Source organism: Polaribacter dokdonensis (assembly GCF_024362345.1).
Lineage (GTDB): Bacteria > Bacteroidota > Bacteroidia > Flavobacteriales > Flavobacteriaceae > Polaribacter > Polaribacter dokdonensis.
The window spans coordinates 2600966-2626829 of sequence record NZ_CP101505.1 but is presented as its reverse complement, the minus strand read 5'-3'; the positions used below and the strand labels follow the sequence as shown (position 1 = coordinate 2626829).

Annotated in this window: 23 protein-coding genes and 1 tRNA gene; 16 read left to right on the top strand and 8 right to left on the bottom strand. The window is 30.3% G+C overall.

Annotated elements, in window-relative coordinates; all coding sequences use genetic code 11:
* The first annotated feature begins 17 nt into the window (after positions 1–17).
* From mreC to rodA, 4 genes are read left to right on the top strand one after another with little or no spacing between them, the layout of a single operon-like run.
* Positions 18–842, top strand: a complete 825-nt coding sequence (mreC, locus tag LPB302_RS11655) for a rod shape-determining protein MreC (RefSeq protein WP_053973386.1) — start codon at positions 18–20, stop codon at positions 840–842.
* Positions 835–1338: a hypothetical protein gene (locus LPB302_RS11650; protein ID WP_053973387.1), complete on the top strand. Its 504-nt coding sequence runs from the start codon at positions 835–837 to the stop codon at positions 1336–1338. The genes mreC and LPB302_RS11650 overlap by 8 nt, the downstream gene beginning before the upstream one ends.
* The gene (mrdA, locus tag LPB302_RS11645) at positions 1338–3227 is read left to right on the top strand and encodes a penicillin-binding protein 2 (RefSeq protein WP_053973388.1); all 1890 of its coding nucleotides are present in this window, start codon (positions 1338–1340) and stop codon (positions 3225–3227) included. Before LPB302_RS11650 ends, mrdA begins: the two co-directional genes overlap by 1 nt.
* Positions 3208–4488 (top strand): rod shape-determining protein RodA, encoded by a 1281-nt coding sequence (rodA, locus tag LPB302_RS11640; protein WP_053973389.1) that lies wholly within the window; start codon positions 3208–3210, stop codon positions 4486–4488. The genes mrdA and rodA overlap by 20 nt, the downstream gene beginning before the upstream one ends.
* Positions 4489–4568: 80 nt before the next feature.
* On the opposite strand, the gene rpsT is transcribed toward rodA, so the two are convergent.
* From rpsT to proS, 3 genes are all read right to left on the bottom strand, one after another.
* Positions 4569–4820: a 30S ribosomal protein S20 gene (gene rpsT, locus LPB302_RS11635; RefSeq protein ID WP_053975277.1), complete on the bottom strand. Its 252-nt coding sequence runs from the start codon at positions 4818–4820 to the stop codon at positions 4569–4571.
* A 35-nt stretch (positions 4821–4855) separates the two neighbouring features.
* Positions 4856–4927: transfer RNA gene (locus LPB302_RS11630), tRNA-Glu, on the bottom strand.
* Between the two features lie 88 nt (positions 4928–5015).
* The gene (proS, locus tag LPB302_RS11625; protein WP_053973390.1) at positions 5016–6494 is read right to left on the bottom strand and encodes a proline--tRNA ligase; all 1479 of its coding nucleotides are present in this window, start codon (positions 6492–6494) and stop codon (positions 5016–5018) included.
* Between the two features lie 153 nt (positions 6495–6647).
* Between proS and LPB302_RS11620 the strand changes: the two genes are divergently transcribed.
* From LPB302_RS11620 to porT, 5 genes are all read left to right on the top strand, one after another.
* Positions 6648–7721 carry a hypothetical protein gene (locus tag LPB302_RS11620; RefSeq protein WP_053973391.1) on the top strand — a complete coding sequence of 358 codons (1074 nt, stop codon included), beginning with the start codon at positions 6648–6650 and terminating at the stop codon, positions 7719–7721.
* Between the two features lie 18 nt (positions 7722–7739).
* A complete protein-coding gene (locus LPB302_RS11615) occupies positions 7740–9122 on the top strand; it encodes an OmpP1/FadL family transporter (RefSeq protein WP_053973392.1) in 1383 nt (460 codons plus the stop codon).
* 102 nt (positions 9123–9224) lie between these two features.
* Positions 9225–10130: a NifU family protein gene (locus LPB302_RS11610; RefSeq protein WP_053973393.1), complete on the top strand. Its 906-nt coding sequence runs from the start codon at positions 9225–9227 to the stop codon at positions 10128–10130.
* Positions 10131–10139: 9 nt separating this feature from the next.
* Entirely contained in the window at positions 10140–10871 is a 732-nt protein-coding gene (gene ubiE, locus LPB302_RS11605) for a bifunctional demethylmenaquinone methyltransferase/2-methoxy-6-polyprenyl-1,4-benzoquinol methylase UbiE (RefSeq protein WP_053973394.1), read from the top strand.
* Between the two features lie 2 nt (positions 10872–10873).
* A complete protein-coding gene (porT, locus tag LPB302_RS11600) occupies positions 10874–11572 on the top strand; it encodes a type IX secretion/gliding motility protein PorT/SprT (RefSeq protein WP_053973395.1) in 699 nt (232 codons plus the stop codon).
* A gap of 1 nt (position 11573) precedes the next feature.
* Here porT and LPB302_RS11595 read toward each other — a convergent pair whose 3' ends face one another.
* Positions 11574–12302 carry a TrmH family RNA methyltransferase gene (locus LPB302_RS11595; RefSeq protein ID WP_053973396.1) on the bottom strand — a complete coding sequence of 243 codons (729 nt, stop codon included), beginning with the start codon at positions 12300–12302 and terminating at the stop codon, positions 11574–11576.
* A 69-nt stretch (positions 12303–12371) separates the two neighbouring features.
* Between LPB302_RS11595 and tamL the strand changes: the two genes are divergently transcribed.
* The 6 genes from tamL (at position 12372) to folK (ending at position 21058) form a co-directional block, all read left to right on the top strand.
* On the top strand, positions 12372–14843 hold the full coding sequence (tamL, locus tag LPB302_RS11590; RefSeq protein WP_053973397.1) for a translocation and assembly module lipoprotein TamL: 2472 nt from the start codon (positions 12372–12374) through the stop codon (positions 14841–14843).
* A 92-nt stretch (positions 14844–14935) separates the two neighbouring features.
* Complete coding sequence (gene fbaA, locus LPB302_RS11585; RefSeq protein ID WP_053973398.1) at positions 14936–16003, top strand: class II fructose-bisphosphate aldolase; 1068 nt, start codon at positions 14936–14938, stop codon at positions 16001–16003.
* 186 nt (positions 16004–16189) lie between these two features.
* On the top strand, positions 16190–17047 hold the full coding sequence (gene accD / locus LPB302_RS11580; RefSeq protein WP_053973399.1) for an acetyl-CoA carboxylase, carboxyltransferase subunit beta: 858 nt from the start codon (positions 16190–16192) through the stop codon (positions 17045–17047).
* Between the two features lie 106 nt (positions 17048–17153).
* A complete protein-coding gene (gene rpsO / locus LPB302_RS11575) occupies positions 17154–17423 on the top strand; it encodes a 30S ribosomal protein S15 (RefSeq protein WP_053973400.1) in 270 nt (89 codons plus the stop codon).
* Between the two features lie 190 nt (positions 17424–17613).
* The gene (locus tag LPB302_RS11570) at positions 17614–19854 is read left to right on the top strand and encodes a polyribonucleotide nucleotidyltransferase (protein ID WP_053973401.1); all 2241 of its coding nucleotides are present in this window, start codon (positions 17614–17616) and stop codon (positions 19852–19854) included.
* Positions 19855–19933: 79 nt separating this feature from the next.
* Positions 19934–21058 carry a 2-amino-4-hydroxy-6-hydroxymethyldihydropteridine diphosphokinase gene (gene folK / locus LPB302_RS11565; protein WP_053973402.1) on the top strand — a complete coding sequence of 375 codons (1125 nt, stop codon included), beginning with the start codon at positions 19934–19936 and terminating at the stop codon, positions 21056–21058.
* Positions 21059–21061: 3 nt separating this feature from the next.
* On the opposite strand, the gene gldC is transcribed toward folK, so the two are convergent.
* A complete protein-coding gene (gene gldC, locus LPB302_RS11560) occupies positions 21062–21397 on the bottom strand; it encodes a gliding motility protein GldC (RefSeq protein ID WP_053973403.1) in 336 nt (111 codons plus the stop codon).
* Positions 21397–22356, bottom strand: coding sequence for a gliding motility lipoprotein GldB (gldB, locus tag LPB302_RS11555; RefSeq protein WP_053973404.1), 960 nt, complete (start codon positions 22354–22356; stop codon positions 21397–21399). The genes gldC and gldB overlap by 1 nt, the downstream gene beginning before the upstream one ends.
* A 59-nt stretch (positions 22357–22415) precedes the next feature.
* Here gldB and nadE point away from each other — a divergent pair, with 59 nt between their 5' ends.
* Positions 22416–23204, top strand: coding sequence for an NAD(+) synthase (gene nadE / locus LPB302_RS11550; protein ID WP_053973405.1), 789 nt, complete (start codon positions 22416–22418; stop codon positions 23202–23204).
* Between the two features lie 66 nt (positions 23205–23270).
* On the opposite strand, the gene LPB302_RS11545 is transcribed toward nadE, so the two are convergent.
* Positions 23271–23402 carry a hypothetical protein gene (locus LPB302_RS11545; RefSeq protein ID WP_015481941.1) on the bottom strand — a complete coding sequence of 44 codons (132 nt, stop codon included), beginning with the start codon at positions 23400–23402 and terminating at the stop codon, positions 23271–23273.
* A 429-nt stretch (positions 23403–23831) separates the two neighbouring features.
* On the bottom strand, positions 23832–25844 hold the full coding sequence (gene dnaG, locus LPB302_RS11540) for a DNA primase (RefSeq protein ID WP_053973406.1): 2013 nt from the start codon (positions 25842–25844) through the stop codon (positions 23832–23834).
* Between the last annotated feature and the right edge of the window lie 20 nt (positions 25845–25864).

Here is a 25864-nt window from a genome sequence, read left to right as displayed (position 1 = left end):
ATTATTAATTTTTAAGAATGCAACAAATTATCTACTTTTTTCAGAAGTTTAAATACTTCTTGTTTTTTCTTGTACTAGAATTTATTGCCCTTTTTCTTATTTTTAATAATCTCAGTTTTCATAAAAGTAAGTTTGTAAACTCTGCTAATTCAATTACTGGAGGCTTATACTTTCAATCTTCTAAGATTTCTGAATATTTTGGATTAAAAGAAGAAAACAAACTTTTAGCCGAAGAAAATACTCGACTTAGAAATTTGCTCTCAAAAATCAGTAATAACCTTGACTCTAAAGATTCAATAATTTTAGATACCATAAATTTTAATCAGAAGTACACATTTACCACTGCAAAAATTATCAATAATAATTATGCTAAAGACTTTAACTTTATAACAATTGATAGAGGAGAAAATCAAGGCATTAAAAAGGAAATGGCTGTAATTAACAGCAGAGGTGTTATTGGTATTACAGATAATACTACCAATAACTATGCAAGAGTTCAGTCTATTTTAAATAAGAATAGTAAAATAAATGCTCGACTAAAAAATAGCAATTACTTTGGATCTTTAGGTTGGGATGGAAAAGATTACAATACTGTTCAACTTTCTGACATTCCAAGGCAAGCTCCTTTAAAAATTGGAGACACTATCGAAACTGGTGGTAAATCAACCATATTTCCAGAAGGAATTTTAATTGGTACTATTTCTGAAATTAATAAAGGAAACAGCGCAGACAATAAGGTAAATGTAACTCTGTTTAATGACATGAGTAATTTAGGATATGTGCATATCATTAAAAACTTTGATAGAATAGAAATTAATCAATTAGAAGCACAGAATGAATAGCAACGTACGTCTTATTTTTCTATTTTTTGGTTTACTGTTCTTACAGGTATTGATTCTAAATAATATTCTTTTTTTAGGTCATATTAACCCATATCTCTATATTATTTTTGTTTTTTTATATCCACTAAAAGAAAATCGAATACCATTTTTATTCTATACATTTCTTCTTGGATTAGGAGTTGATTTCTTTTCAGACTCTGGAGGTATTCATGCCTTTTCAATACTAATAATTGCTTATGCAAGACTGTTTTTTATAAAACTATATTTTAGAAAAGTGGCAACTGATTATGCTTTTTTCAAACTAAAATCTGAGCCTTTTGGAAAAAGATTTAACTATGTAGTAACTTTAACCATAATTCATCACCTTATTTACTTTTCTTTTGCTAATTTTAGCCTACAGAATTTTTCTGAGGTTATTTTAAACACACTATTTTCTAGTATTTTTACGTTAATCTTATACTTCTTAGGAAGTTATATTTTTACTAAAATTGAATAATGCAAAAGAGTTTTTTACTTTATTTTTTAATTACCATTACTGGTTTAGTTTTTATTGGACGATTATTTCAACTGCAAATAATTAAAAGTAAAAATTATGACCCTATTCATAATGCTGCAGTAAAAACTGTTTATGATTATCCAGAACGTGGCTATGTATATGATAGAAATGGAGAATTATTGGTTGCAAACCAATTATCTTATGATGTTATGGTTCAGCCAAATCAAGTAAAACCATTAGATACTATTGAATTTTGCAATCTTTTAAAAATTGATAAAAAGGACTTTTTGAAACGATTTAAAAAAGCCGAAAGATATGCTTCTTACCTACCCTCAGTATTTTTAAAACAATTGGCTAAAGAAGATTTTGCATTTCTACAAGAAAAACTGCACAAGTATTCAGGTTTTTATATTCAGAAAAGAATTATTAGAGATTATCCATTACCTGCTGCAGCAAACGTTTTGGGTTATATTGGAGAGGTAAATGAGCAAAAAGCAAGAACAAACAACTATTACCAGCAAGGAGAATTAGAAGGAAAAGATGGAATAGAAAGACAGTATGAAGATGTTTTAAGAGGTAGAAAAGGTAAAAAATACCTACATAGAAACAGGTTTAATAAAGTTACTGGCTCATATAAAAATGGTTCTAAGGATACTTTACCTGTAAATGGTAAAGACCTAATGTTAACCTTAGATATTGAGTTACAAATGTATGCTCAAAAATTAATGAAAGGTAAACGTGGTGGTATTGTAGCCATTGAACCATCGACTGGAGAAATTCTAGCATTAGTTACTGCTCCTTCTTATGATCCTAACATGTTAGTTGGTAGAAAAAGATCTCCAAACTCATACAAGTTATTTAGATTAGATAGCATCGAAAAACCCACTTATGATAGAGGGTTACTAGCTGCATATCCTCCAGGTTCACCTTTCAAAATGATGAATGCATTAATAGGTTTACAAGAAAATGTGATTAATAAACAAACTACATTTAGATGTTATCATGGTTATAGATATGGAAATAGACCCAATGAATTTATGGGCTGTCATTGTGGAATTTATAATAGACCTATAAAATTAAAAACGGCCATAGCTAGGTCATGCAACAGCTATTTTAGCAATACCTATAGAAGAATCGTAGAAAAAGATAAAAACGCTTCTGAAGGTCTAGATAATTGGAATAGACATGTAACTAGTTTTGGTTTAGGAAACTATTTAGGTTATGATTTACCTGCTGGAGTTCCAGGCTTAATACCTGATGGTAAATATTATGATAGTAGATATAAATACACTTGGAATGCTGCTACTAACATTTCTAATGCAATTGGTCAAGGTGAAGTTTTAACCACTCCAATTCAGTTAGCAAATTTCACTGCAGCTATAGCTAATAGAGGTTATTTTTACACGCCTCATATCGTAAAAAAAATAAATGATAAATTTATTGATGACCCAAATTATGTAACTCCAAAACAAACCACGATTGATAAAGAAAATTTTTTACCTGTAATAGAAGCTATGCACGAAGTTTTTAAAAGCGGTACAGGTAAATATAGCCAAGTTAAGGGCATAGAAATTTGTGGTAAAACAGGTACTGCAGAAAACTTCGTAATTAAAAATGGCACTAAAGTTCAGTTAGATGATCATTCAATTTTAGTTGCCTTTGCTCCAAAAAATAATCCAAAAATAGCTTTAGCCGTTTTTGTAGAAAATGGTGGTTATGGTTCTACAATTGCTGCTCCAATTAGCAGCTTATTAATTGAAAAGTATATTAATGGAAAAATCTCTGAAAAAAATAAATATAGAGAAAAATCCATGTTCAATATGAGTTTAGAGCACATTTATGCGAAACAATTAGAAAATCCAGAAGAGTTTGCGTCAGGAACGAAATAACATTTTTGCAGGTATAGATTGGCTATTAGTTTTACTATATGCTGTTTTAGTTGGATTTGGTTGGTTAAATATTTACGCAGCTTCTGTAACTGAAGAAAACAACCAGATTTTTGATTTCTCAACCAAATATGGCAAACAATTAATTTGGATTGTACTTTGCATACCTTTAATAATTGGTGTATTGTTCTTCAACTCAAAGTTTTATGAAAGATACGCACCACTTTTCTATGTACTATCACTTATAAGCCTTGTATTGCTTTTCCCATTAGGAAAAGAAATTAATGGCGCTAAATCTTGGTTTAATTTTGGAGCAATGAGTTTACAACCATCTGAGTTTGTAAAAGCGTTTACTGCTTTAGCAATCGCAAAATTACTAAGTGACAGGCAGTATAACTTTAAGTTGATAAAAAATCAAATTAAATCTTTTATAATAGTATTTTTTCCTGCATTTCTAATTTTCCTGCAACCAGATGCAGGTTCTGCCTTAATTTATGTATCCTTTTTCTTTGTATTACATAGAGAAGGTCTAACACTTAATTATATATTATTAGGAGCTGTTATTATTGCTTTATCTCTGTTAACCATATATTTTAGTTTTAAGATTGTTTTACTATCCGCATTTTTATTATTAACTGTACTTTCTATTTACCTAATTTATAAGGGAGGAAAACGATTTATAAGATTTAACTGGTATAAGGTTTTAGGCACTTATTTGGTATTAGGTATTTTTATTTTTGGAACGGGTTACATTTATGAAAACGTTTTACCTTCCCATCAAAAAGATCGTTTTGACATTTTATTAGGAAAAAAAATAGATAATAAAGGAATTGGTTATAATTCTTATCAATCAGAACTAACAATAAGTTCTGGAGGAGTTTATGGTAAGGGATTTTTAAAGGGTAACCTAACTCAAGGTGATTTTGTTCCAGAACAACATACAGATTATATATTTAGTACTGTAGGTGAAGAATGGGGTTTTATAGGTAGCAGTTTGGTAATTATTATATTTATGCTTCTTATGTTTCGAATTATTTACCAAGCAGAAACCCATACAAATAAATTTGGTAGAATTTATGGTTATGGATTAGCATCCATACTATATTTTCATGTAATTGTGAATATAGGAATGGTTATAGGGTTGTTACCAACAGTAGGTATCCCTCTACCCTTTTTCAGTTATGGCGGTTCTTCTTTATGGGGATTTACGATATTACTATTCATATTTATTAGATTAGATGCTCATAAAAATTATGATTTTTAATAATCCATATCAAAAATATAAAACAAAAAAAAAGCTCTGAAAAATCAGAACTTTTAATATATATTTTGAAAACTTAAAATCTACAATGCAGCAACGTGCTTTGTTAATTTAGACTTTAAATTTGCAGCTTTGTTTTTGTGAATAATATTATTCTTAGCTAACTTATCTAACATAGAAATAACATTACTAAGCATTCCTTCAGCTTCTTTCTTATCTTCAACTACACGTAAATCTCTAACAGCATTCCTTGTAGTTTTGTGCTGATATTTATTACGTAATCTTTTAGATTCGTTACTTCTAATTCTTTTTAATGCTGACTTGTGATTTGCCATAACTTTGTTTTCTCGTTTTTTATTTAAAACTTTTGTAGTCCGTACGGGAATCGAACCCGTGTTACATGGATGAAAACCATGCGTCCTAACCCCTAGACGAACGGACCATAACAATCAATTATCTCTCAATTGCGGATGCAAATATACAACGTTTTTGAAATTCTGCAACCTTTTTTTATTTTTTTTTCAAAAAAATTAATAAGCCTTAGCAAACAGTACTCTCCTAGTAGAAGGATTCCCCGTTAATACGCATACTCCTGGCTCATTTTCAGCATCATTTGGGATACATCTAATCGTAGCTTTTGTGTATTCTTTAATTCTATCTTCTGTTTCCTCTGTACCATCCCAATGAGCAGAAATAAAACCTCCAGTATTTTTTAAAGCTTTCTTGAATTCTTTAAAATCATTTACTTCAGTTGTATGCTCTTTTCTAAAACTAATTGCTTTATCAAATAAGTTATTTTGAATATCCATTAATAAATCCTGAATGTAAGTTACAGCTTCATCAATATTAATTGTATTTTTTTCTAATGTATCTCTTCTGGCTACTTCTAAAGTGCCATTTTCTAAATCACGACTTCCTAATGCAATTCTTACAGGTACACCTTTTAATTCATATTCTGCAAATTTTGCACCAGGTCTAAAAGTATCTCTATTATCAAACTTGACTGAAATGCCTATTTTTCTTAAATCCTTGGTGATACTATTAACTCTTTCAGTGATCGCATCTAATTGTTCATCATTCTTGTATATAGGAACTATCACTACTTGGATTGGAGCTAATTTTGGGGGTAATACCAACCCATTATCATCTGAATGAGTCATGATTAACCCTCCAATTAAACGAGTGGAAACACCCCAAGAGGTAGCCCAAACATGCTCTTGCTTACCTTCTTTAGATGTATATTTTACATCAAAAGCTTTAGCAAAATTCTGTCCTAAAAAATGAGATGTACCAGCTTGTAATGCTTTTCCATCTTGCATTAAAGCTTCTATAGTATAAGTATCTTCAGCACCTGCAAACCTTTCACTATCTGACTTTACCCCTTTAATAACAGGCATAGCCATAAAATTCTCAGCAAATTGAGCATATACGTCTTGCATTTGTTTTGCTTCAGCTACAGCTTCAATTTTAGTAGCATGTGCAGTGTGCCCTTCTTGCCACAAAAATTCAGCGGTTCTTAAAAACAGACGCGTTCTCATTTCCCAACGAACCACATTAGCCCATTGATTAATTAGTAAAGGTAAATCTCTGTAGGATTGTATCCATCCTTTATAGGTATTCCAAATAATAGCTTCAGAAGTTGGTCTAACAACCAATTCTTCCTCTAATTTAGCTTCTGGATCTACTCTTAATTTACCTTCGTTTTCAGGATCATTTTGTAATCTGTAATGAGTAACAACAGCACATTCTTTAGCAAAACCTTCTGCATTCTTCTCTTCTGCCTCAAATAAACTTTTAGGAACGAATAATGGAAAGTATGCATTTTCATGACCTGTTTCCTTAAACATTCTATCTAATTCTGCCTGCATTTTTTCCCAAATCGCAAATCCATAGGGCTTAATAACCATACAACCTCTCACTGCAGAATTTTCTGCAAGGTCCGCTTTAACCACTAATTCATTATACCATTTAGAATAATCTTCTGCTCTTTTTGTTAACTTCTTACTCATAATTAAAACTTTGGCACAAATATTGTTACCTTTAAAGTGAATATAATATTACTGAAATCACCTTAATATTGATGAAAGCAAAATTACTATAATTTGGGAGTTTTCAGTAATGAATTTTAGAAATAAAGTATAACACTTAAAACATAAACAATTATGAAACTACATTATAAAAGCATTAAGCTTACTCAAGTTGTACTATTTGTAACTGCAAATTTATTTTTAGTTTCATGTGGTACATATCAAAGTGTATATAATGATGATGGAATTTACGGAGATACAACACCAAAAAATGAAGAAAAGAAAATTATTGTTGTAAACGAAAAAGAATACCAAGATTATGAAGAAAATTATTTTTCTAAAAAATTAGTAGACCTCCAGAATATAGACAACAACGAAATATTTACTGATGTAGATGACTATTATTATGATGATGGATTGAATAATGGAGAATTCTCTGATGAAAACTCGAGTTACAATGGCGCACAACCTTGGGGTTATGAAGATAATAATGTGGTTGTAAATGTCAATTTAATGAATAACCCTTTTTGGGGAGGTGGTTTTAATAATTGGGGATTTAATGTTTTTGCTGTTGGTGGTTGGAATAACTGGGGCTGGGGTTATAATAACCCTTGGAGATGGAGAAGAGGATTTGGAAGACCTTGGGGATTTAGCACTTGGGGAAGAACCTATGCGAATTGGGGATTTATAGACCCTTATGCAGGAATAGGAGCATGGAATGGCGGATATTTACACCCTTTCTTACCAAATTTTGGAATAACTGGCTTTAGAAATAACAGGTATAATAACATCAATAGAGGTGTAAGATATGGTAGAAGAAATGTAGTTGCAAATAACACTAGAAGAAACAACACCTATACTACAAATAGAAATAATACAAATAGAAGAGCAACTACAACAACTGGTAGAAGAAATACCAATACTATAAAAAGAAACACAACTACAAACAGAAGAAGAATTGCAACTCCTACTAATAGAAGAGGAACCACTATTAATAGAAGAGGAAACTCTTCTTCTAGAAGAAGCTCTAATATTGGTAGATCTAGTTCTAATAGTAGAAATAGCAGGGCATCCACATCAAGATCATCTTCAAGAAGTTCAAGCAGAGCATCTACATCAAGAAGTTCTTCAAGATCATCATCTTCAAGCAGAGGAACATCTAGTAGAGGTTCATCTAGCAGAAGTTCATCATCTAGAAGAGGAAATTAAAAACAGAAAGTAATCATTATGAAAAAATTATTAATACTGGCGATTTTATTCGCAACTACAACTGTGTCTTATGCTCAATCTTTAGGATATCAAGATTTAGCCCTTTTATTCTCTCAAGATGATAACGTAGGTACTGCAAGGTTTACAGCAATGAGTGGAGCTTTTGGAGCTTTGGGTGGAGATATTTCTTCACTAAATATCAATCCAGCAGGTCTATCTGTATTTAATAATAGTAGTTTTTCTGGAACATTAAATTCTAGAAATTCACAAATAACTACTGATTATTATGGTAATTCATTAATGAATGACAATCAATTTATAAACCTATCTCAGGCAGGAGCTGTATTAGTATTTAGAGACAACAATGATTCTGGTTGGAATAAATTTGCAGTTGGTTTCAACTATAGACTAACTAAAGATTTTACAAACGATTTTAGTGCTAGAGGTAATAGTGGTGTTGCAACATTTACTGAGTTTCCTTTAGATACCAATGACCCAAACTTTAACTACAACATTGCTGATGAACAAGTTTTTGATAATTCTTATAGAGGTGAATTGAGTGAATTTAATATCGGTTTTTCTTCTGTGCATAAAGAAAGACTACATGTTGGTTTAGGTTTAAATTTTTATGATTTAAACTTTAATCAAAGATCTACCTTAGTAGAGTTTAATAGTGATGCAAATGGAAACGAATTAGACGCCTATTTATATCAAGAAAATTTTACCTCAGGACAAGGATTCTCTGCAAATCTTGGTTTTATTTATAAAGCAAATGAATACTTTAGATTTGGTTTATCTTATCAAACACCTACTTGGTTTTCAGAAATTATTGAGGAAAGTAATGTTTTAGATAATGATGGTTATTTCGGAGATACAGAAATCTTTGTAAGTAATGACAGTGCTATTTACGATAATACTTCTGGTGGATTTTTTCCAGTTCAGGCTTTAGTTTACAGATTAAGAACACCTAGTAAATTAACTGCTAGTGGTGCTTTAATTTTTGGTAAAAACGGTCTACTAAGTTTCGATTACACCAATAAAAACTTTAAAAATATTAGATTATCAGGTGATGACTTTTCTGTAGAAAATCAATCTTTTCAAGATGATTATCAAAACACACATAACTTTAATGTAGGTGCAGAATGGAGAGTAAACAGATTAAGTTTAAGAGGAGGTTATCGATTTGAACAAAGCCCAGATATTAACGCTCTAGAAACTGATGATTTAAAAGGTTATTCTTTAGGAGCAGGTTACAATTTTGGAAACTTTAAGGTAGATTTATCTTATAGCGATAGTAATAGAACTGCTGCATATAATTTTTATTCAGGCTTTAATGTAGATGCCGCAAATTTAACATTAGACAATAAAGTTATTACTGCTTCAGTATCACTTAGTTTATAAAGTAAAACAACCCCAATTTGGCCTTGCGTTTTTAAATAAATGCAAGGTCTTTTTTATTTAAATTGAGTTTTTTACCTTAATTTTGCAACTTACGATAAGCACATGCAAGAGACAAAAATTACTATTCAAGAAACTACCAACGAAACTATACTAAAATTTAACAGTACAAAGGTTTTAATTAATGGTGGTAGTTACGAATTTTCGAACATAGATGAAGCTAAAAACTCACCTTTAGCGCAACAATTATTTTACTTACCATTTGTAAAAAAGGTCTTCATAACTGCAAATTTCATTGCTATTCAACGCTTTGATATTGTTGAATGGGCAGATGTACAAGATGAAGTTGCAGAACAAATTGAAGCTTATATTTCTGATGGCAATGTAGTTGTAAATGAAGAAACTTCATCAACTAAAAAAGAGGCAATAGAGGTTTATGCAGAAGTAACACCAAATCCTGCAGTAATGAAGTTTGGCACTAACAAAGCGTTAACCCAAACAGATGTTGAGTTTAAAAACATTGAAGAAGCTAGCAAATCATCACCTTTAGCACAAGCAATTTTCAATTTTCCATTTGTAAAAGAAGTATTTATATCAGATAATTATATTTCTGTAACTAAATATGATATGGTTGAATGGAATGAGGTTTTTGCAGAAGTTAGAACTTTTATTAGAGAATATTTAGTTGATGGAAAAACCATAATTAAAGATTTACCTACAGTAGAAAACAGCAAAACTCCAGAAGTAGTTGCCCCTGTAGTAGAGTTAGAAGGTATACCTGCCCAAATTTCTGATATTTTAGATGAATACATAAAACCTGCTGTAGCTGGTGATGGAGGTAATATTGCTTTTCGTTCTTATGATGAACAAAATAAAGTAGTAAGCGTAATTTTACAAGGAGCTTGCAGTGGATGTCCATCTTCTACAGCTACACTTAAAAACGGAATAGAATCTCTTTTAAAAGAGATGTTACCAAATCAAATTAACGAAGTTGTAGCAATTAACGGATAATAAGATAACATGTCAGCAGAAAAAATCAATCCTTATAAAGATTCAAAATTAGGCAAGAAAGAACAAGTTGCTCAAATGTTTGATAATATTTCTGAAAATTATGATGGTTTAAACAGAGTAATATCTTTAGGGATTGACATTAAATGGCGTAAGAAAGTTGTAGAAATTGTTGGCAGAAACAAGCCAAAACAAATTTTAGACATAGCAACAGGTACAGGAGATTTAGCTTTAATGATGTCTGATTTAAATCCTGATAGAATTGTAGGTTTAGATATTTCTGCAGGAATGTTAGAAGTTGGTAAACAAAAAATTGCCAAAGCAAATTTATCTGAAAAGATAGAAATGATTGTTGGCGATTCTGAAGCAATGCCCTTTGATGATGCTACGTTTGATGCTATTACAGTTTCTTTTGGTGTGCGTAATTTTGCAAACTTAGATAAAGGTTTAAAAGAAATTGCTAGAGTTTTAAAACCAACAGGTGTTTTGGTTATTTTAGAAACATCTAATCCTGTAAAATTTCCTTTTAAACAAGGGTACAAATTATACACTAATTTGTTTTTACCAACAGTTGGTAAGTTATTTTCTAAAGACAAAAGTGCCTATTCTTATTTATCAGAATCTGCGAATTCTTTTCCTTTTGGAGAAGCTTTCAACAATATTTTACAAAAAAATGGGTTTACTCATACAAAAGCAGAACCAGTTACATTTGGTGTAGCAACAATTTATACTGCAAGTAAATAAGTATGAGCAAAAAAGTATTTTTTCTTAGTTTTTATCTATTAATTTCTGCAACAGCATTAGCCCAAAGAGATCGTGTAGAAAATTTACCAACTTTTGATAAAAGAAAATTACATTATGGTTTTTATTTAGGGGTAAATCAAAATGATTTTAAATTAAACTTAAGAAATAGCAATATTAGTAACGCAAATATAACAGTAGAACCTTCTTTAGGTTTTAATGTAGGTTTAATTGCAGATTTAAGATTGCATGAAAACTTAAACCTGCGTTTTGAGCCAGGTTTGGTTACGAATTCTAAAAACATTTATTTTAATCATATAGACACAGCACAAGATAGTGTTAGAGAAATTGGCTCTACCTACTTACATGTGCCAGTAATTTTAAAATTTAGTACTGATAGATATAAAAACATTAGACCTTATGTTTTAGCTGGTGTTTCTTATGATTACAATTTTTCTAGTAATGAAGAAAATCAAGATGATAACTCAGCAGGTCAATTTAGAATGCAATCTCATAACTTTATGTACGAGGTTGGTATGGGTATAGACATCTATTTAAATTTCTTTAAATTTTCACCCTCAATTCGTGGTGTTTTTGCATTTAATAATGAAATTAAATATGATGATAATCCAAACAGTCAGTGGACAGCTCCTGTAAACTTTATGGGTAGTCGTGGTATTTTTCTAAACTTCGCTTTTGAGTAGACTACCTCCTTTTAAACTCACTCAATAAAATTGCAGTAGCAGTTGCAACATTTAAGCTCTCTGTTTTTTGTGTTGCTCCAAATCTTGGTATTGATATCTTATTCTGAACAATTTCTCTAATCGATTCAGAAATACCATTTGCTTCATTTCCCATAACTAAAATTGCTTCTGCTGGCAATTGAGAACTATAGACGTTTGAACCATCCATATCAGCAATATAAGTTGGTAATTCAGAAGAATTTAAATAAGATGCCAAGTCTAAATATTTAATAGAAACTCTAGTTAAAGAACCCATACTTGCCTGCACCACTTTTTGATTGTAAGCGTCTACTGTATTCTTAGAACAAACTAATTGATGTATTCCAAACCAATCACATAATCGAATTATTGTACCCAAATTTCCAGGATCATTTATCTCATCTAAAGCTAAAATTAATCCTTTTTGTTGTGCTTGTTGTTCATCAGGAATTTTAAAAAGTCCTAATACTTTATTAGGCGATTTAAGTTTACTAATCTTTTTTAAATCGGCTTCAGAAATTCGAGTTACTACATTCTCATGATTCGTTATTTCATAATCATCAATAGCAAATAATTGAAACACCTCTAATGAAGATTGCAAAAGTTCTTTAACCACTTTTACGCCTTCTGCAATAAATAAACCATGTTTTTCTCTATACTTTTTTTGAGATAAACTAGTTATAATTTTAAGTTGATTTTTTGAGATGCTCATTAATTAAGTGTAATTAAAAATAAACCATAAGAAAATACTATTTTTGATTTTCTTTGGATTGCTAAAATAATGAAAAAACTTACGTGTTATTTTTTATTAATTCTCTTTTTAATTTCATGTAATTCTACAGAACATGTAATTGATGGGCAGTATTTGCTTACCAAAAATTTAATTGTAATAGACAGCACAAAAACAAGTGGCACAGAGTTACAGAAATATATACTACAGAAACCCAACTCTAAATTTTTGGGAATGCCTTTTGGATTGTATGTGCATAATTTAGGAAATCATACCAAGCCTAAAACTCCTTCTGAGTGGGCTTTAGAGCACCCCACTTCTTATAAATTTGTAAAAAAGGTTTTTTCAGAAAAGCAAAGTATAGCATATGCCAATTCATTTATAAACTTAAATAAATGGTTTTTAAATTTTGATGACCCTAAGTTATTCAATGCAAAAAAGGTAAAGCAAACCGCAGATAATTTAGCTGCTTATTATAAAACACAAGGTTATTTTAAATCTTCTGTAGACACTAAAGTAGATACAATAAATAAGAAAGCAGAAGTAACATATCAAATCACAAAAGGAAAAGCTACACTTTTTGATACAATTAACATCAATATAAAATCTCCAGTTTTAGATTCTATTTATCTAAAATCTGGTAGAGTAAGTTTACTTAAAAAAGGAGATCGATATTTAGATCAAACATTTAGAAACGAAGCTAGTGAAGTTGTAAAACTATTTAGAAATAACGGAATTTATAATTTTACAGAATCTGCACTTGGCTTTTATGTAGATTCTACCAGAACCGATTTTAAAACCAATGTAGACTTTTTAATTTCTGCAAACAGACTTATAGAAGATAATGGAAGGTATTTAGAAAAGCCGTATAAAGTACACACCATTAAAGAAATTAATGTCATTACAGATTATTCATTTGATAATAATTCAGAAACCTATACAGACTCTATTAAATATAATGGAATTAATTTTTTAGCATATGATAAGGTATTATATAACCCTAAATACTTATCAGAAAACATTTTTTTAAAAAAGGGAGAAATTTATAAGGACACTTTAAATAATTTAACAAGAATTAATTTAAAATCACTCAAAAACTTTAAATCTACCAATATTAAATTTTCTTCAACTCCAGGCTCTGAAGATGAATTAATTATGGATGTATTTTTATCTCCTTTAGAAAAATACACTTTAGGTTTCGAAACAGAATTAACCCATTCTAATATTAGAAATATTGGTGTTTCAGGCAAATTTTCTTTAACCAATAGAAATACATTTAAAGGTGCAGAACTTGCAAAAATGTCCTTTTTAGGATCTTGGTTTAATTCACAGAATGGCCCTGGTTGGGAAATTGGTTCAGACTTATCTTTAGAAATACCAAGATTTATAGCTCCTTTTGGCTTAAGCAAATTTGTACCTAAAGAAATGTCTCCTAGAACTTTGTTTTCTCTAGGTTCTAGTTTTCAAAAAAACATTGGTTTAGATAGGCAAACCTTTACCTTTTTAACCGATTATAAATGGCAATACACACCTACAAAAACAATTCAACTAGAAATTTTAAATACACAGTATATTAAAAATTTGAATGTTGGTAGTTTCTTTAATATTTACAATTCTGAATATGAAACTTTAAATGATATTGCTAAAATTTACAATAATAACAATGCTGATTTGCAATTACCTGATGGTGCTGTAAGTTTTATGAATACAGTAGTAAATGACACAGGTTTTCAATCGTCAAATCCAGAAGAATACAATACAAGTTTAAATATTTTAAATAGATATAATATTATTACTTCAGATTTCTTAATACCCATTTTAGCCTATTCTTTTACTTACAATAATCAAACAAGTTTTAAGGACAACAACTTTTCGTTCTTTAGAGCAAGAGTTGCGAACTCAGGAAATATCTTAGGATTAATCTCTAATAAAACAAATGCTAATAATAAAAAGACATTTCTAAATATTCCTTTAGCTCAGTATTTTAAGACTGATATAGAATATAAGAAATTCTGGGAAATGGGTAATAATTCAGTTTTTGCCTTTAGAACCTTTTTAGGAGCAATATTTACTTATGATGGTTCAGACATCCCTTTTGTAAAGGCCTATTTTGCTGGAGGTTCTAATGACATAAGAGCTTGGCAAACCTATGAATTAGGGCCTGGAGCTAGAAATAATGGGTTAGAATTTAATATTGGTAGTTTTAAATTCTTAACTAGTTTAGAATACAGGTTTGATGTTATTGGCAAATTAAAAGGAGCATTATTTGTAGATGCTGGTAATATTTGGGATATATCAGGTTCTAGTTTCGTAAATGAAAATGAGAAACTAAATAGTTTCTCTTCCCTCCAAAATATTGCAATTGGTTCTGGAGTTGGAGCAAGATTAGACTTTAACTTCCTAATCTTAAGATTTGATGTAGGTTTTAAAACTTATGAGCCTTATTTGAATGAAAGTAAATGGTTTAAAAACTACAATTTTAGCAATGCAGTCTACAATATAGGAATCAACTATCCCTTTTAAAAGGAAACGTTTTCGTGATTTTATAAGGTGCTATTTAAAATTAACATCTTAATTTTTAGTATTTTTGACACATATCAATTAAAATAAAAAAAATGAGTCACAACATAAAACCTGGTGTTGCAACAGGTACAGAAGTTCAAAAAATATTTAACTACGCTAAAGAAAAAGGGTTTGCATTACCAGCAGTAAATGTTGTTGGTTCTAACACTATTAATGGTGTTTTAGAAACTGCAAAAGAATTAAACGCGCCTGTAATTATTCAGTTTTCTAATGGAGGTGCTCAATTTAATGCAGGTAAAGGTTTATCTAACGAAAATCAACAATCAGCAATTGCAGGTGGTATAGCAGGTGCAAAACATGTACATACTTTAGCAGAAGCTTATGGAGTACCTGTAATTTTACACACAGACCACTGTGCAAAAAAATTATTACCATGGATTGATGGTTTATTAGATGCATCAGAAAAACATTTCGCAGAAACTGGTAAGCCATTATACAGTTCTCATATGATTGATTTATCTGAAGAACCAATTGAAGAAAATATAGAAATTTGTAAAGAATACTTAGCTAGAATGAGCAAAATGGGTATGACTTTAGAAATTGAATTAGGAATAACAGGTGGTGAAGAAGATGGTGTAGATAATTCTGATGTAGATGCATCTAAATTATACACACAACCAGAAGAAGTTGCTTACGCTTATGAAGAGTTATTAAAAGTATCTCCTCAATTTACAATTGCTGCAGCTTTTGGTAATGTTCATGGTGTTTATAAGCCAGGTAATGTAAAGTTAACTCCAAAGATTTTAAAGAATTCTCAAGAATACATAACTAAAAAATATGGTGTAGAAGAAAATCACATCGATTTTGTTTTTCATGGTGGTTCAGGATCTACTTTAGAGGAGATTAGAGAAGCAATTGGTTATGGTGTAATTAAAATGAATATTGATACAGATTTACAATTTGCATTTACAGAAGGTATTAGAGATTACATGCAAGGTAAATCAGATTATCTAGCAACTCAAATTGGTAATCCTGATGGAGCAGACCAACCAAATAAAAAATATTACGATCCTAGAAAATGGTTGCGTTTAGGAGAAGAAACTTTTAAAGCACGTTTAAAACAAGCATTTGCAGATTTAAATAATGTAGATACTTTATAAACACAAGTAACAATAATAAAATAAGCATTTTGAGGTAAAAATCAAAATGCTTTTTTTATGCAATAGACTCAAAAATAAACAATTAAAGTAATATTGTTAATTCACAAAAACCGTTATATTTGTACACTTGCTTTAGGATGAAAAAAGAAAGATTAAATTGTAAAAAGTTAATTAAAAGTAAACTATATGGCTTGGTTTAAAAGAACTGATAAAGGAATACAAACACCAACAGAAGAAAAAAAAGATACTCCTAAAGGTCTTTGGTATAAGACACCTAGTGGTAAAATTATAGATACAGAAGAATTAAAGAAAAATCTTTATGTTAGTCCAGAAGATGGCTATCATGTTAGAATTGGAAGTAAAGAATATTTCGAATTATTTTTTGATGATAATAAATTCGAAGAGTTGAACGAATCTTTAACTTCTAAAGACCCTTTAAAATTTGAGGACACAAAGAAATATCCAGACAGATTAAAAGCGGCTCAGGAAAAAACTAAATTAAATGACGCTGTAAGAACTGCTGTTGGTAAATCCTTAGGTAAAGATTTAGTAATTGCTGCTATGGATTTTGCTTTTATTGGTGGATCTATGGGGTCTGTAGTTGGTGAGAAAATTGCAAGAGCAATTAATTACGCCATAGAAAATAAAATTCCATTTCTAATGGTTTCTAAATCTGGAGGTGCAAGAATGATGGAAGCATCACTTTCTTTAATGCAATTAGTAAAAACATCTGCAAAACTTGCGCAGTTAGCAGAAGCAAAAATACCATACATCTCTTTATGTACAGATCCAACAACTGGTGGTACTACTGCATCTTATGCAATGTTAGGTGATATAAATATTGCAGAACCAAATGCTTTAATAGCTTTTGCAGGTCCTAGAGTGGTAAAAGATACAACTGGAAAAGAATTACCAGAAGGATTTCAGAAATCTGAATTTGTTTTAGAACATGGTTTTTTAGATGCTATTTATGAACGTAAAGATCTTAAGAAACAAGTAAACTTATACATAGATTTAATACAAAACATACCTGTTAGAAGTTAAACAAAAAGGTTTAAGTTCAATTAGTTATTCTAAAAAATAAGACTATATTTGCACCTTCAATGAAAACATCATTGATATACATAAAAATCATTTAAATAATATTGGCATGTACTTAACTAAAGAAGTAAAAGAAGGAATCTTCGAAAAACACGGTAAAGGTAAAAACGATACTGGTTCTTCAGAAGGTCAAATTGCGTTATTTACGCACAGAATTAACCATTTAACTGAGCATTTAAAAAAGAATCGTAAAGATTTTAATACAGAGCGTTCATTAGTAATGATGGTTGGTAAGCGTAGAAGTTTATTAGATTATCTAAAGAAAACTGATATTGCTAGATATCGTGCAATAATCAAAGAATTAGGAATTAGAAAATAATTCTTACAAAAAAGAGGCTCTATAAACGTGCCTCTTTTTTATTTAATGCAATTATTTCTGTTGATGAAAACAGACACTTTATAAAAAAATCAAAAGAAGTAACAAACCTTTTGTATTTCCATTGGTAAAAACACACAACAACTACAACACAACAACAAAAAATTAGTAATTAAAAATTTAGAATTCATTTATGATTCCAAAAGTATTTAGAGAGGTCATAGACCTTGGAGATGGTAGAACCATTTCATTAGAAACTGGTAAGCTTGCAAAACAAGCCCATGGTTCAGTTGTTGTTCAGTCAGGTAAATGTATGTTATTATGTACAGTAGTTTCTAACTACGAACAGAAAGATGTAGATTTCTTACCATTAACTGTAGATTATAGAGAAAAATTTGCGGCTGCAGGACGTTATCCTGGAGGTTTCTTTAAAAGAGAAGCAAGACCAAGTGATGGTGAAGTATTAACAATGCGTTTAGTAGACCGTGTTTTACGTCCATTATTTCCAAAAGATTACCATTCAGAAACTCAAGTTATGATTCAGATGATGTCTCATGATGATGATGTTATGCCAGATGCAATGGCTGGTTTAGCTGCTTCTGCTGCTATTCAGTTATCAGATTTACCATTCGAATGCCCAATTTCTGAAGTAAGAGTTGGTAGAGTAAATGGTGAATTTATCATCAACCCAACAAGAGCACAATTAGAAGAAGCTGATATTGATATGATGATTGGTGCCTCTGCAGATTCTGTAATGATGGTAGAAGGTGAAATGGATGAGTGTTCCGAAGAAGAGATGGCTGAAGCAATTAAGTTTGCTCATGAAGCTATTAAAGTACAGTGTGCTGCACAAGTTGCTTTAGCTGAAGCTTTTGGCAAAAAAGAAACTCGTGAATACACACCAGAAACTAATGATGAAGATTTAGAGAAAAAGATTCATGATTTAGTATATGATAAAACGTACGAAATTGCGAAAGCAGGTTCTGCAAAACATGAAAGAAGTGCAGCTTTTAGCGAAATTAAAGAAGAAGTAAAAAGTTCATTTTCTGAAGAAGAGCAAGCTGAATATGGAAATTTAATTTCTAAATATGTTGCAAAAGCTCAAAAAAATGCAATTCGCGATTTAACTTTAAAAGAAGGTTTACGTTTAGATGGACGTAAAACTACAGATATTAGACCAATTTGGTGTGAGGTAGATTACTTACCATCAACTCACGGTTCATCAATCTTTACACGTGGAGAAACTCAAGCTTTAGCAACAGTTACTTTAGGTACAAGTAGAGAAGCTAATCAAATAGATATGCCATCTTACGAAGGTGAAGAAACTTTCTATTTACACTATAACTTCCCTCCTTTTTCAACTGGAGAAGCTCGTCCAATAAGAGGAACGTCTAGAAGAGAAGTTGGTCATGGTAATTTAGCTCAAAGAGCATTAAAAGGAATGATTCCTGCTGATTGCCCATATACAGTAAGAGTAGTGTCTGAAGTATTAGAATCTAATGGTTCTTCTTCTATGGCAACTGTTTGTTCTGGAACTATGGCATTAATGGATGCTGGTGTACAATTAAAGAAACCTGTTTCTGGTATTGCAATGGGTTTAATTTCTGATGGTACAAATCATGCTGTTTTATCTGATATTTTAGGTGATGAAGATCACTTAGGAGATATGGACTTTAAAGTTACAGGTACTGAAGATGGAATCACAGCTTGTCAAATGGATATTAAAATCAAAGGATTAAGTTACGAGATTTTAGTAAAAGCTTTAAAACAAGCAAGAGATGGACGTTTACATATCTTAGGGAAGTTAACAGATACAATTAACACTCCTAATGATGATGTAAAAGCTCATGCTCCAAAAATGATTACTAGATGTATACCAAATGATTTAATTGGTGCATTTATTGGTCCAGGAGGTAAACACATTCAAGAGTTACAAAAAGAAACTGAAACTACTATTGTAATTACAGAAGACCCAGTAACAGAAGAAGGTATTATCGAAATTTTAGGTACTAAACCTGAAGGAATGGATGCAGTGATTGCTAAAATTGAATCAATGTTATTCAAACCAGAAAAAGGTTCTGTATACGAAGTTAAAGTAATTAAAATGTTAGATTTTGGTGCTGTTGTAGAATATACAGAAGCTCCAGGAAATGAAGTTTTATTACACGTTAGTGAATTAGCTTGGGAACGTACAGACAATGTAACAGACATAGTTAATTTAGGTGATGTTTTAGATGTAAAATACTTTGGTATAGACCCAAGAACACGTAAAGAAAAAGTTTCTAGAAAAGCACTTTTACCAAAACCGGAAGGTTACAAAGAAAGAGCTCCAAGAGACAACAGTCGTGGAAGAGATAATAACAGAGGTAGAGATAATCGTGGACGTGATAACAGACGTGATGATCGTAAACCAAGAGAAAGAAAAGAAGACTAAATTCTTTTTAATTTGATATTAAAAATCGCCAATGATAATTGGCGATTTTTTTATGCTTTTTTGTTTCTTTGTGTCTCTTATGAAAATTCAAAGAATCACTTACTTATCTTTAGGCACAAACCAAGGAAATAAACTAGAAAACTTGCAAAATGCAATAGACCTTATTGCAGATAAGGTAGGAGCTGTTTTAAGTATTTCTTCTATCTATAAAACTGCATCTTGGGGTTTTGATAGTAATGATTTTTACAATATTTGTATAAAAGTAACCACCTACCATCCACCAGAAAAGTTAATGCAAATTCTACTAAATATAGAAAGTGAATTAGGTAGAAAACGTAAAAATGTAGCTGGTTATGCAGATAGAAACATAGATATAGATATCTTATTGTTTGATGATGAAATCATCTTTTCTAAGACGCTCATTGTACCACACTCAAAAATGTTAGCGCGTAAATTTGTGATGGTTCCTTTAGCTGAAATTGCTGGTTCAGTTATTCATCCAATAGAAAAACAGAAAATTGCCATTTGCTTACAAAATTGTAATGATGATTCTGATATAACCTTGTTAAATGAAAAACCAAAGAGACCAATTCCAATATCAGAAAAATACAATTACATTGCAATTGAAGGTAATATTGGTGCAGGTAAAACATCACTTTCTAAAATGATGTCTGATGAATTTAATGCAAAAATTGTATTAGAACGTTTTGCAGATAATCCATTTTTACCAAAATTTTACGAAGATAAAGAACGCTTTGCCTTTCCTTTAGAAATGAGTTTTTTGGCTGATAGATATCAGCAATTATCTGATGATTTAGCGCAATTAGATTTATTTAAAAATTTTGTAGTTTCTGATTATTATATTTTTAAGTCATTAATTTTTGCTCAAATTACTTTACAAAAAGATGAATATCTGCTGTATCGTAAAATGTTTGATTTAATGTATAAAGAAATTACAAAGCCAGATCTATATGTTTATCTCTATCAAAATACCACTCGCCTTTTAGAAAACATTAAAAAACGTGGTAGAGATTATGAGCAAAATATAGAAGCTTCTTATTTACAGAAAATTCATGATGGTTACAAAAGCTTTATAAGTACGCAACAAAATTTAAACACCTTAGTCATTGATGTTTCTGAACTTGATTTTGTAAATAATCCTGATGATTACACTAACATCATCAATCAAATAAAAAACGGTTAAAACTTATTTTTTAAGCTCTAACTTTTCTGCAAAGTAATCACAAAAATCACGCATTGTAGCACTCATTTTTTGATCGTCTGTAGCTCTTTCAAAAGTATCTGCCATAGAAACTAAAGTTTGATGATAAAACTGTTTCATTTCATCAACAGGCATGTCTTTCGTCCATAAATCCATTCGTAGAGTATCTTTTTTCTGATGATCCCAAACAGAAATCATTACTGCTTTAGAAGCAGCATCATCTATACCTCCATCTTCTGCAGTCCAAGAAATTTCTTCAGGAACTTTATTTTCGTCTAAACCTATATTAAATTTTACCTCAGAATTATGTAGAACAGCCATTATTTTTTGGGTTTGTATTTTGATTTATTAAAGATCTCATCTGGATCTTTTTTTAATAATTCTTGCAAAGATACATCATTATGTTGCATATAAGAAGCTACAATTTGCCAACCTAACCAAACTCCAATTCTACCAGGTGTAAATTTATCTTCGGCTGTATAAAATTTAGAAAAAGGTGCATTTTCTATAAATCGTTGATTCAGTTTAGCATTGGTATTAAATAACAAATTTTTCTCTATAAAATACATCCAAACTTGTTCTTCATTCGTTTTTGCCCAATTTAATTTTTCAGGAGTATATCCCATCTTTACAGCATCAGAAACATTGGGTAAATACATATCTAACAAATAGGCTTTTTTACCTTTATCTATTATTTTATCTACAAATCTTCTTTGAATTGTGCTTGGCATTTGAGCATCAATCAATGCATTTGCAACATCAATTGATATATGTTTTTCTGTATTTGTTTCCTTAATATAATCTGGAAAATCATTATAATAACGATGGTTTTTACCTAAATAAGCATCCAAAGAAATTAACAATAAACTGTCTGCATAAATTACTCTATTATCATAATCAATATTACTTAACATCGTAATTACCTTTGGTGATTTAAAGGTTGGATAATAATATTTAACATGCTTAAACAAACTTGTCAAATCTTTTTCTAAATTGTCGAGATTTTTATAGAACAATTGACTTTCACTAAATAATTCTCTTTCTTGTTCATCATTTATTTTAGAAAATGCTAAACTATCTGAAAGGGATTCTGGAAACAAATAAGGATATTCTTCTTTTACATCTATCAAGGTTTCTTCATTTGCTGAATAGAAATCTATATCAAACCTTTTAGTAGTATAATCTACTTTTATGTTAGAAACATCTATTTGCGACTCATTTTTATTAGAACAAGAAAAAAATAGTATTAAAACCATCAATAGCGCAAAATAAAATCTCATATTCTTTGTATCTTAGTGATTGAAATTAAGAACGATAAAAATACTAAAATAGTTTATCAATGAATACCGAAAAAGTATCTGAATATATTATAGATTGGTTAAAAGATTATGCTAGCAATGCTGGTGTAAAAGGTTTTGTAGTGGGTGTTTCTGGAGGAATAGATTCTGCACTTACTTCTACTCTATGTGCCAAAACAGGCTTAACAACATTGTGCGTAGAAATGCCTATACACCAAGCAGCAAGTCAGGTTTCTAGAGCTGAAGAACATATTGCACAATTAAAAAATCGTTTTAATAATGTTAGTGAAGTTAGAGTTGACCTAACCTCTACTTTTGAAGATTTTAAAGGTGCTGTTCCTACAATTGAAGACACAGCTAAAGTAGATTTATCTTTGGCAAATACTAGAGCAAGACTTAGAATGACAACTTTATATTATTTAGCTGGAATTAATAGCTCATTAGTGGCTGGAACAGGTAATAAAGTAGAAGATTTTGGGGTTGGGTTTTATACAAAATATGGTGATGGAGGTGTAGATTTAAGTCCAATTGCAGACTTAATGAAATCTGAAGTTTATGAATTAGCAGCTTATTTAGGTGTACCAAATTCAATACAAATTGCGCAACCAACTGATGGTTTATTTGGAGATAGCAGAACAGATGAAGATCAAATTGGAGCTTCTTATGATGAGTTAGAATGGGCAATGAAGATGCGAGATGAAGGAAAAACTGAAAGTGATTTTTCTGATCGAAAATTAGAAGTGTTCAAAATTTATTCTAGATTAAATAGAATTAATCAGCATAAGATGCAACCAATACCTGTTTGTGAGATTCCTGAAGAATTAAAATAATTATTAAAGCAAAAAAAACACGCTAGTTACCTACTAGCGTGTTTTTTATTTTATTAAAAAATTACCTTATAATAAGTTTGCAGCAACCATCATTTTCTTAATTCTCATATAAGCTCTCCTCTTAGAACCATTTGAAATTTCAAATGGTAAGAAAATGAATAATTGAATGATTTTTAAAATTTGTAATACTCTTTTCATAATTAGCTTTTTTCTTTTTCTTGCGCCAAATATACAAAAAAACAATTAAGAGGTATTATTTGAAAGATTAATTAAACTTTTTAGACTTAAAATTAATGTTAAGATAACATTCTGAATCCAATCACTTTACACTAATTAATGCTTAAAGCAAACGTGCTGATATCATTAATTTCTTTATCCTTATTGAAGACTTTTTCTTAGACCCATTAGAAATGTCAAAAGGAAGTCTTAAAAATAAGTGTGCAATCTTTATAATACTTACTATTCGTTTCACTGTTATTTATCTTTTTCGATTCAAAAATACTATGAAACAGAAGTTAAAACAAGGGTTTTATACCCTTTTTAAACAGTTTTACGATTATTTAATTTTGAGTGCCTATAATTTAAGAACATCATAAATTACAATATCAATAAATATAGAATTGTAAATTATACTACTCTGTTTAGTTTGTTGAATAGCTTCATTTTAAGAGCAGTGTAGTCTTTTATCATCTCTAAATCTAAAACAGGGGCCTGGCTTTCTTTGGCCTCGCTCATTAATTCTTCTATTTTTTTACCTATTAAAATTCTTCTTAGGTTAAAAACAGAATCGTTTACGGCTTTATACAATACTTCTGTTGCTTTGGTAACAAAAATGTTCTGACCTTCCCAATTGCTTAATTGATGTTTTTCTTCATCCATTAAAATAGAAGTTACTGTATTTGCTATAGAAGGGTTTGGATGATTTACTAGGCTATCTATATTAAGTTTCTCTGATTGATTTATTTGATGAATAATTTCTGTGTAAATCTCTTGAAAAATTTCATTTGAAAATTCAATTTCATCATCATGCAAATGCACATAAATTTCTGCAGAAACAGAATTTTGATATTCTCTTGTGGTTATGGTTTCTTTACCATCTTCATCTACATTTACTATTTCTTCTAAAAAGTCTACTTGCTCATTACCAAAAAGTAACAAGATTCGAATAATTTCTCTTTCTAAGATAGATAACTGATCTACTTTTTTAAAAGCTACTTCACCACCTTTTACAACACCTAATTGCGCTTGCTCCATTTCAGCAAAATATTCTGGAGGTGGTTGATTTGGATCTTGATTAGGAGCTGATTGTAGTTTACTTTTCTTGGCTTTAGCAGAAACTTCTTTTTTAAGTAACTGCGCTAACTCACTAAACAAAACACGTTCTGAAATTTCCATTATTCTAGAACATTCTTGTATGTAAACTTCACGTTGAATTGAGTCTGGAATTTTTGAAATACTAGTTACAATATCTCTAATTACCCCAGCTTTTTTTATTGGATCGTTATTAGAATCTTTTAGTAAGAGCGAAACTTTAAAGTTGATGAAATCTTGAGCAGAATCTTCTAAATATGCTTTAAGCTCAGAATTTGAATGCGATTTTGCAAAACTATCTGGATCTTCACCATCAGGAAACTGAACTACTTTTACGTTCATTCCTTGTTCTAGAATTAAATCTATTCCACGAATTGAAGCTCTAATACCTGCTGCATCTCCATCAAAAAGAACAGTAATATTTTTAGTTAATCTATTTACCAAACGTATTTGATCTGAGGTTAATGCTGTACCTGAAGAAGCAACAACATTCTCTATATTAGATTGATTAAATGAAATAACATCTGTATAACCTTCTACCAAATAACAATTATCTTGTTTGGCAATTTCTTTTTTAGCTTGATAAATTCCGTAAAGAATTTTACTCTTGTGATAAATATCACTTTCAGGAGAATTTAAATATTTGGCAGCTTTTTTATCTGCCTTTAAAATTCTACCTCCAAAACCTAAAATTCTACCAGACATAGAATGTATAGGAAACATTACTCTGCCTTTAAAACGATCAAATTGTTTGTTTTCTTTAACAATAGTTAAACCTGTAGAGGCTAAATATTTTAAATCATATCCTTTTGCTAAAGCTGCATTTGTAAAATTATCCCATTCATCTAAACAATATCCTAAATCGAATTTTTTGATGGTTTCATCTGTAAATCCTCTTTCTTTAAAATAGCTTAAACCTATTGCTTTACCTTGATTGGTGTTAAGCATTAAATCATGAAAATAATCTTTAGCAAAATTAGAAACCAGAAACATGCTTTCACGCTCATTCATTTGCGCTTTTTGCTCATCTGTTTGTTCTGTTTCTTCTATTTCTATATTGTATTTTTTTGCCAACCATTTTATGGCTTCTGGATAAGAATAATGCTCATGTTCCATTAAAAACGAAATAGCATTACCACCTTTACCAGTAGAGAAATCTTTCCAAATTTGTTTTACAGGAGAAACCATGAATGATGGTGATTTTTCATCTGTAAAAGGGCTTAGCCCTTTAAAGTTGCTACCTGCTTTTTTAAGTTGTACAAATTCACCAATAACCTCCTCTACTCTTGCAGATTCAAAAACTCGGTCTATGGTACTTCTAGAAATCATGATTTAATTTTGTAACAGTA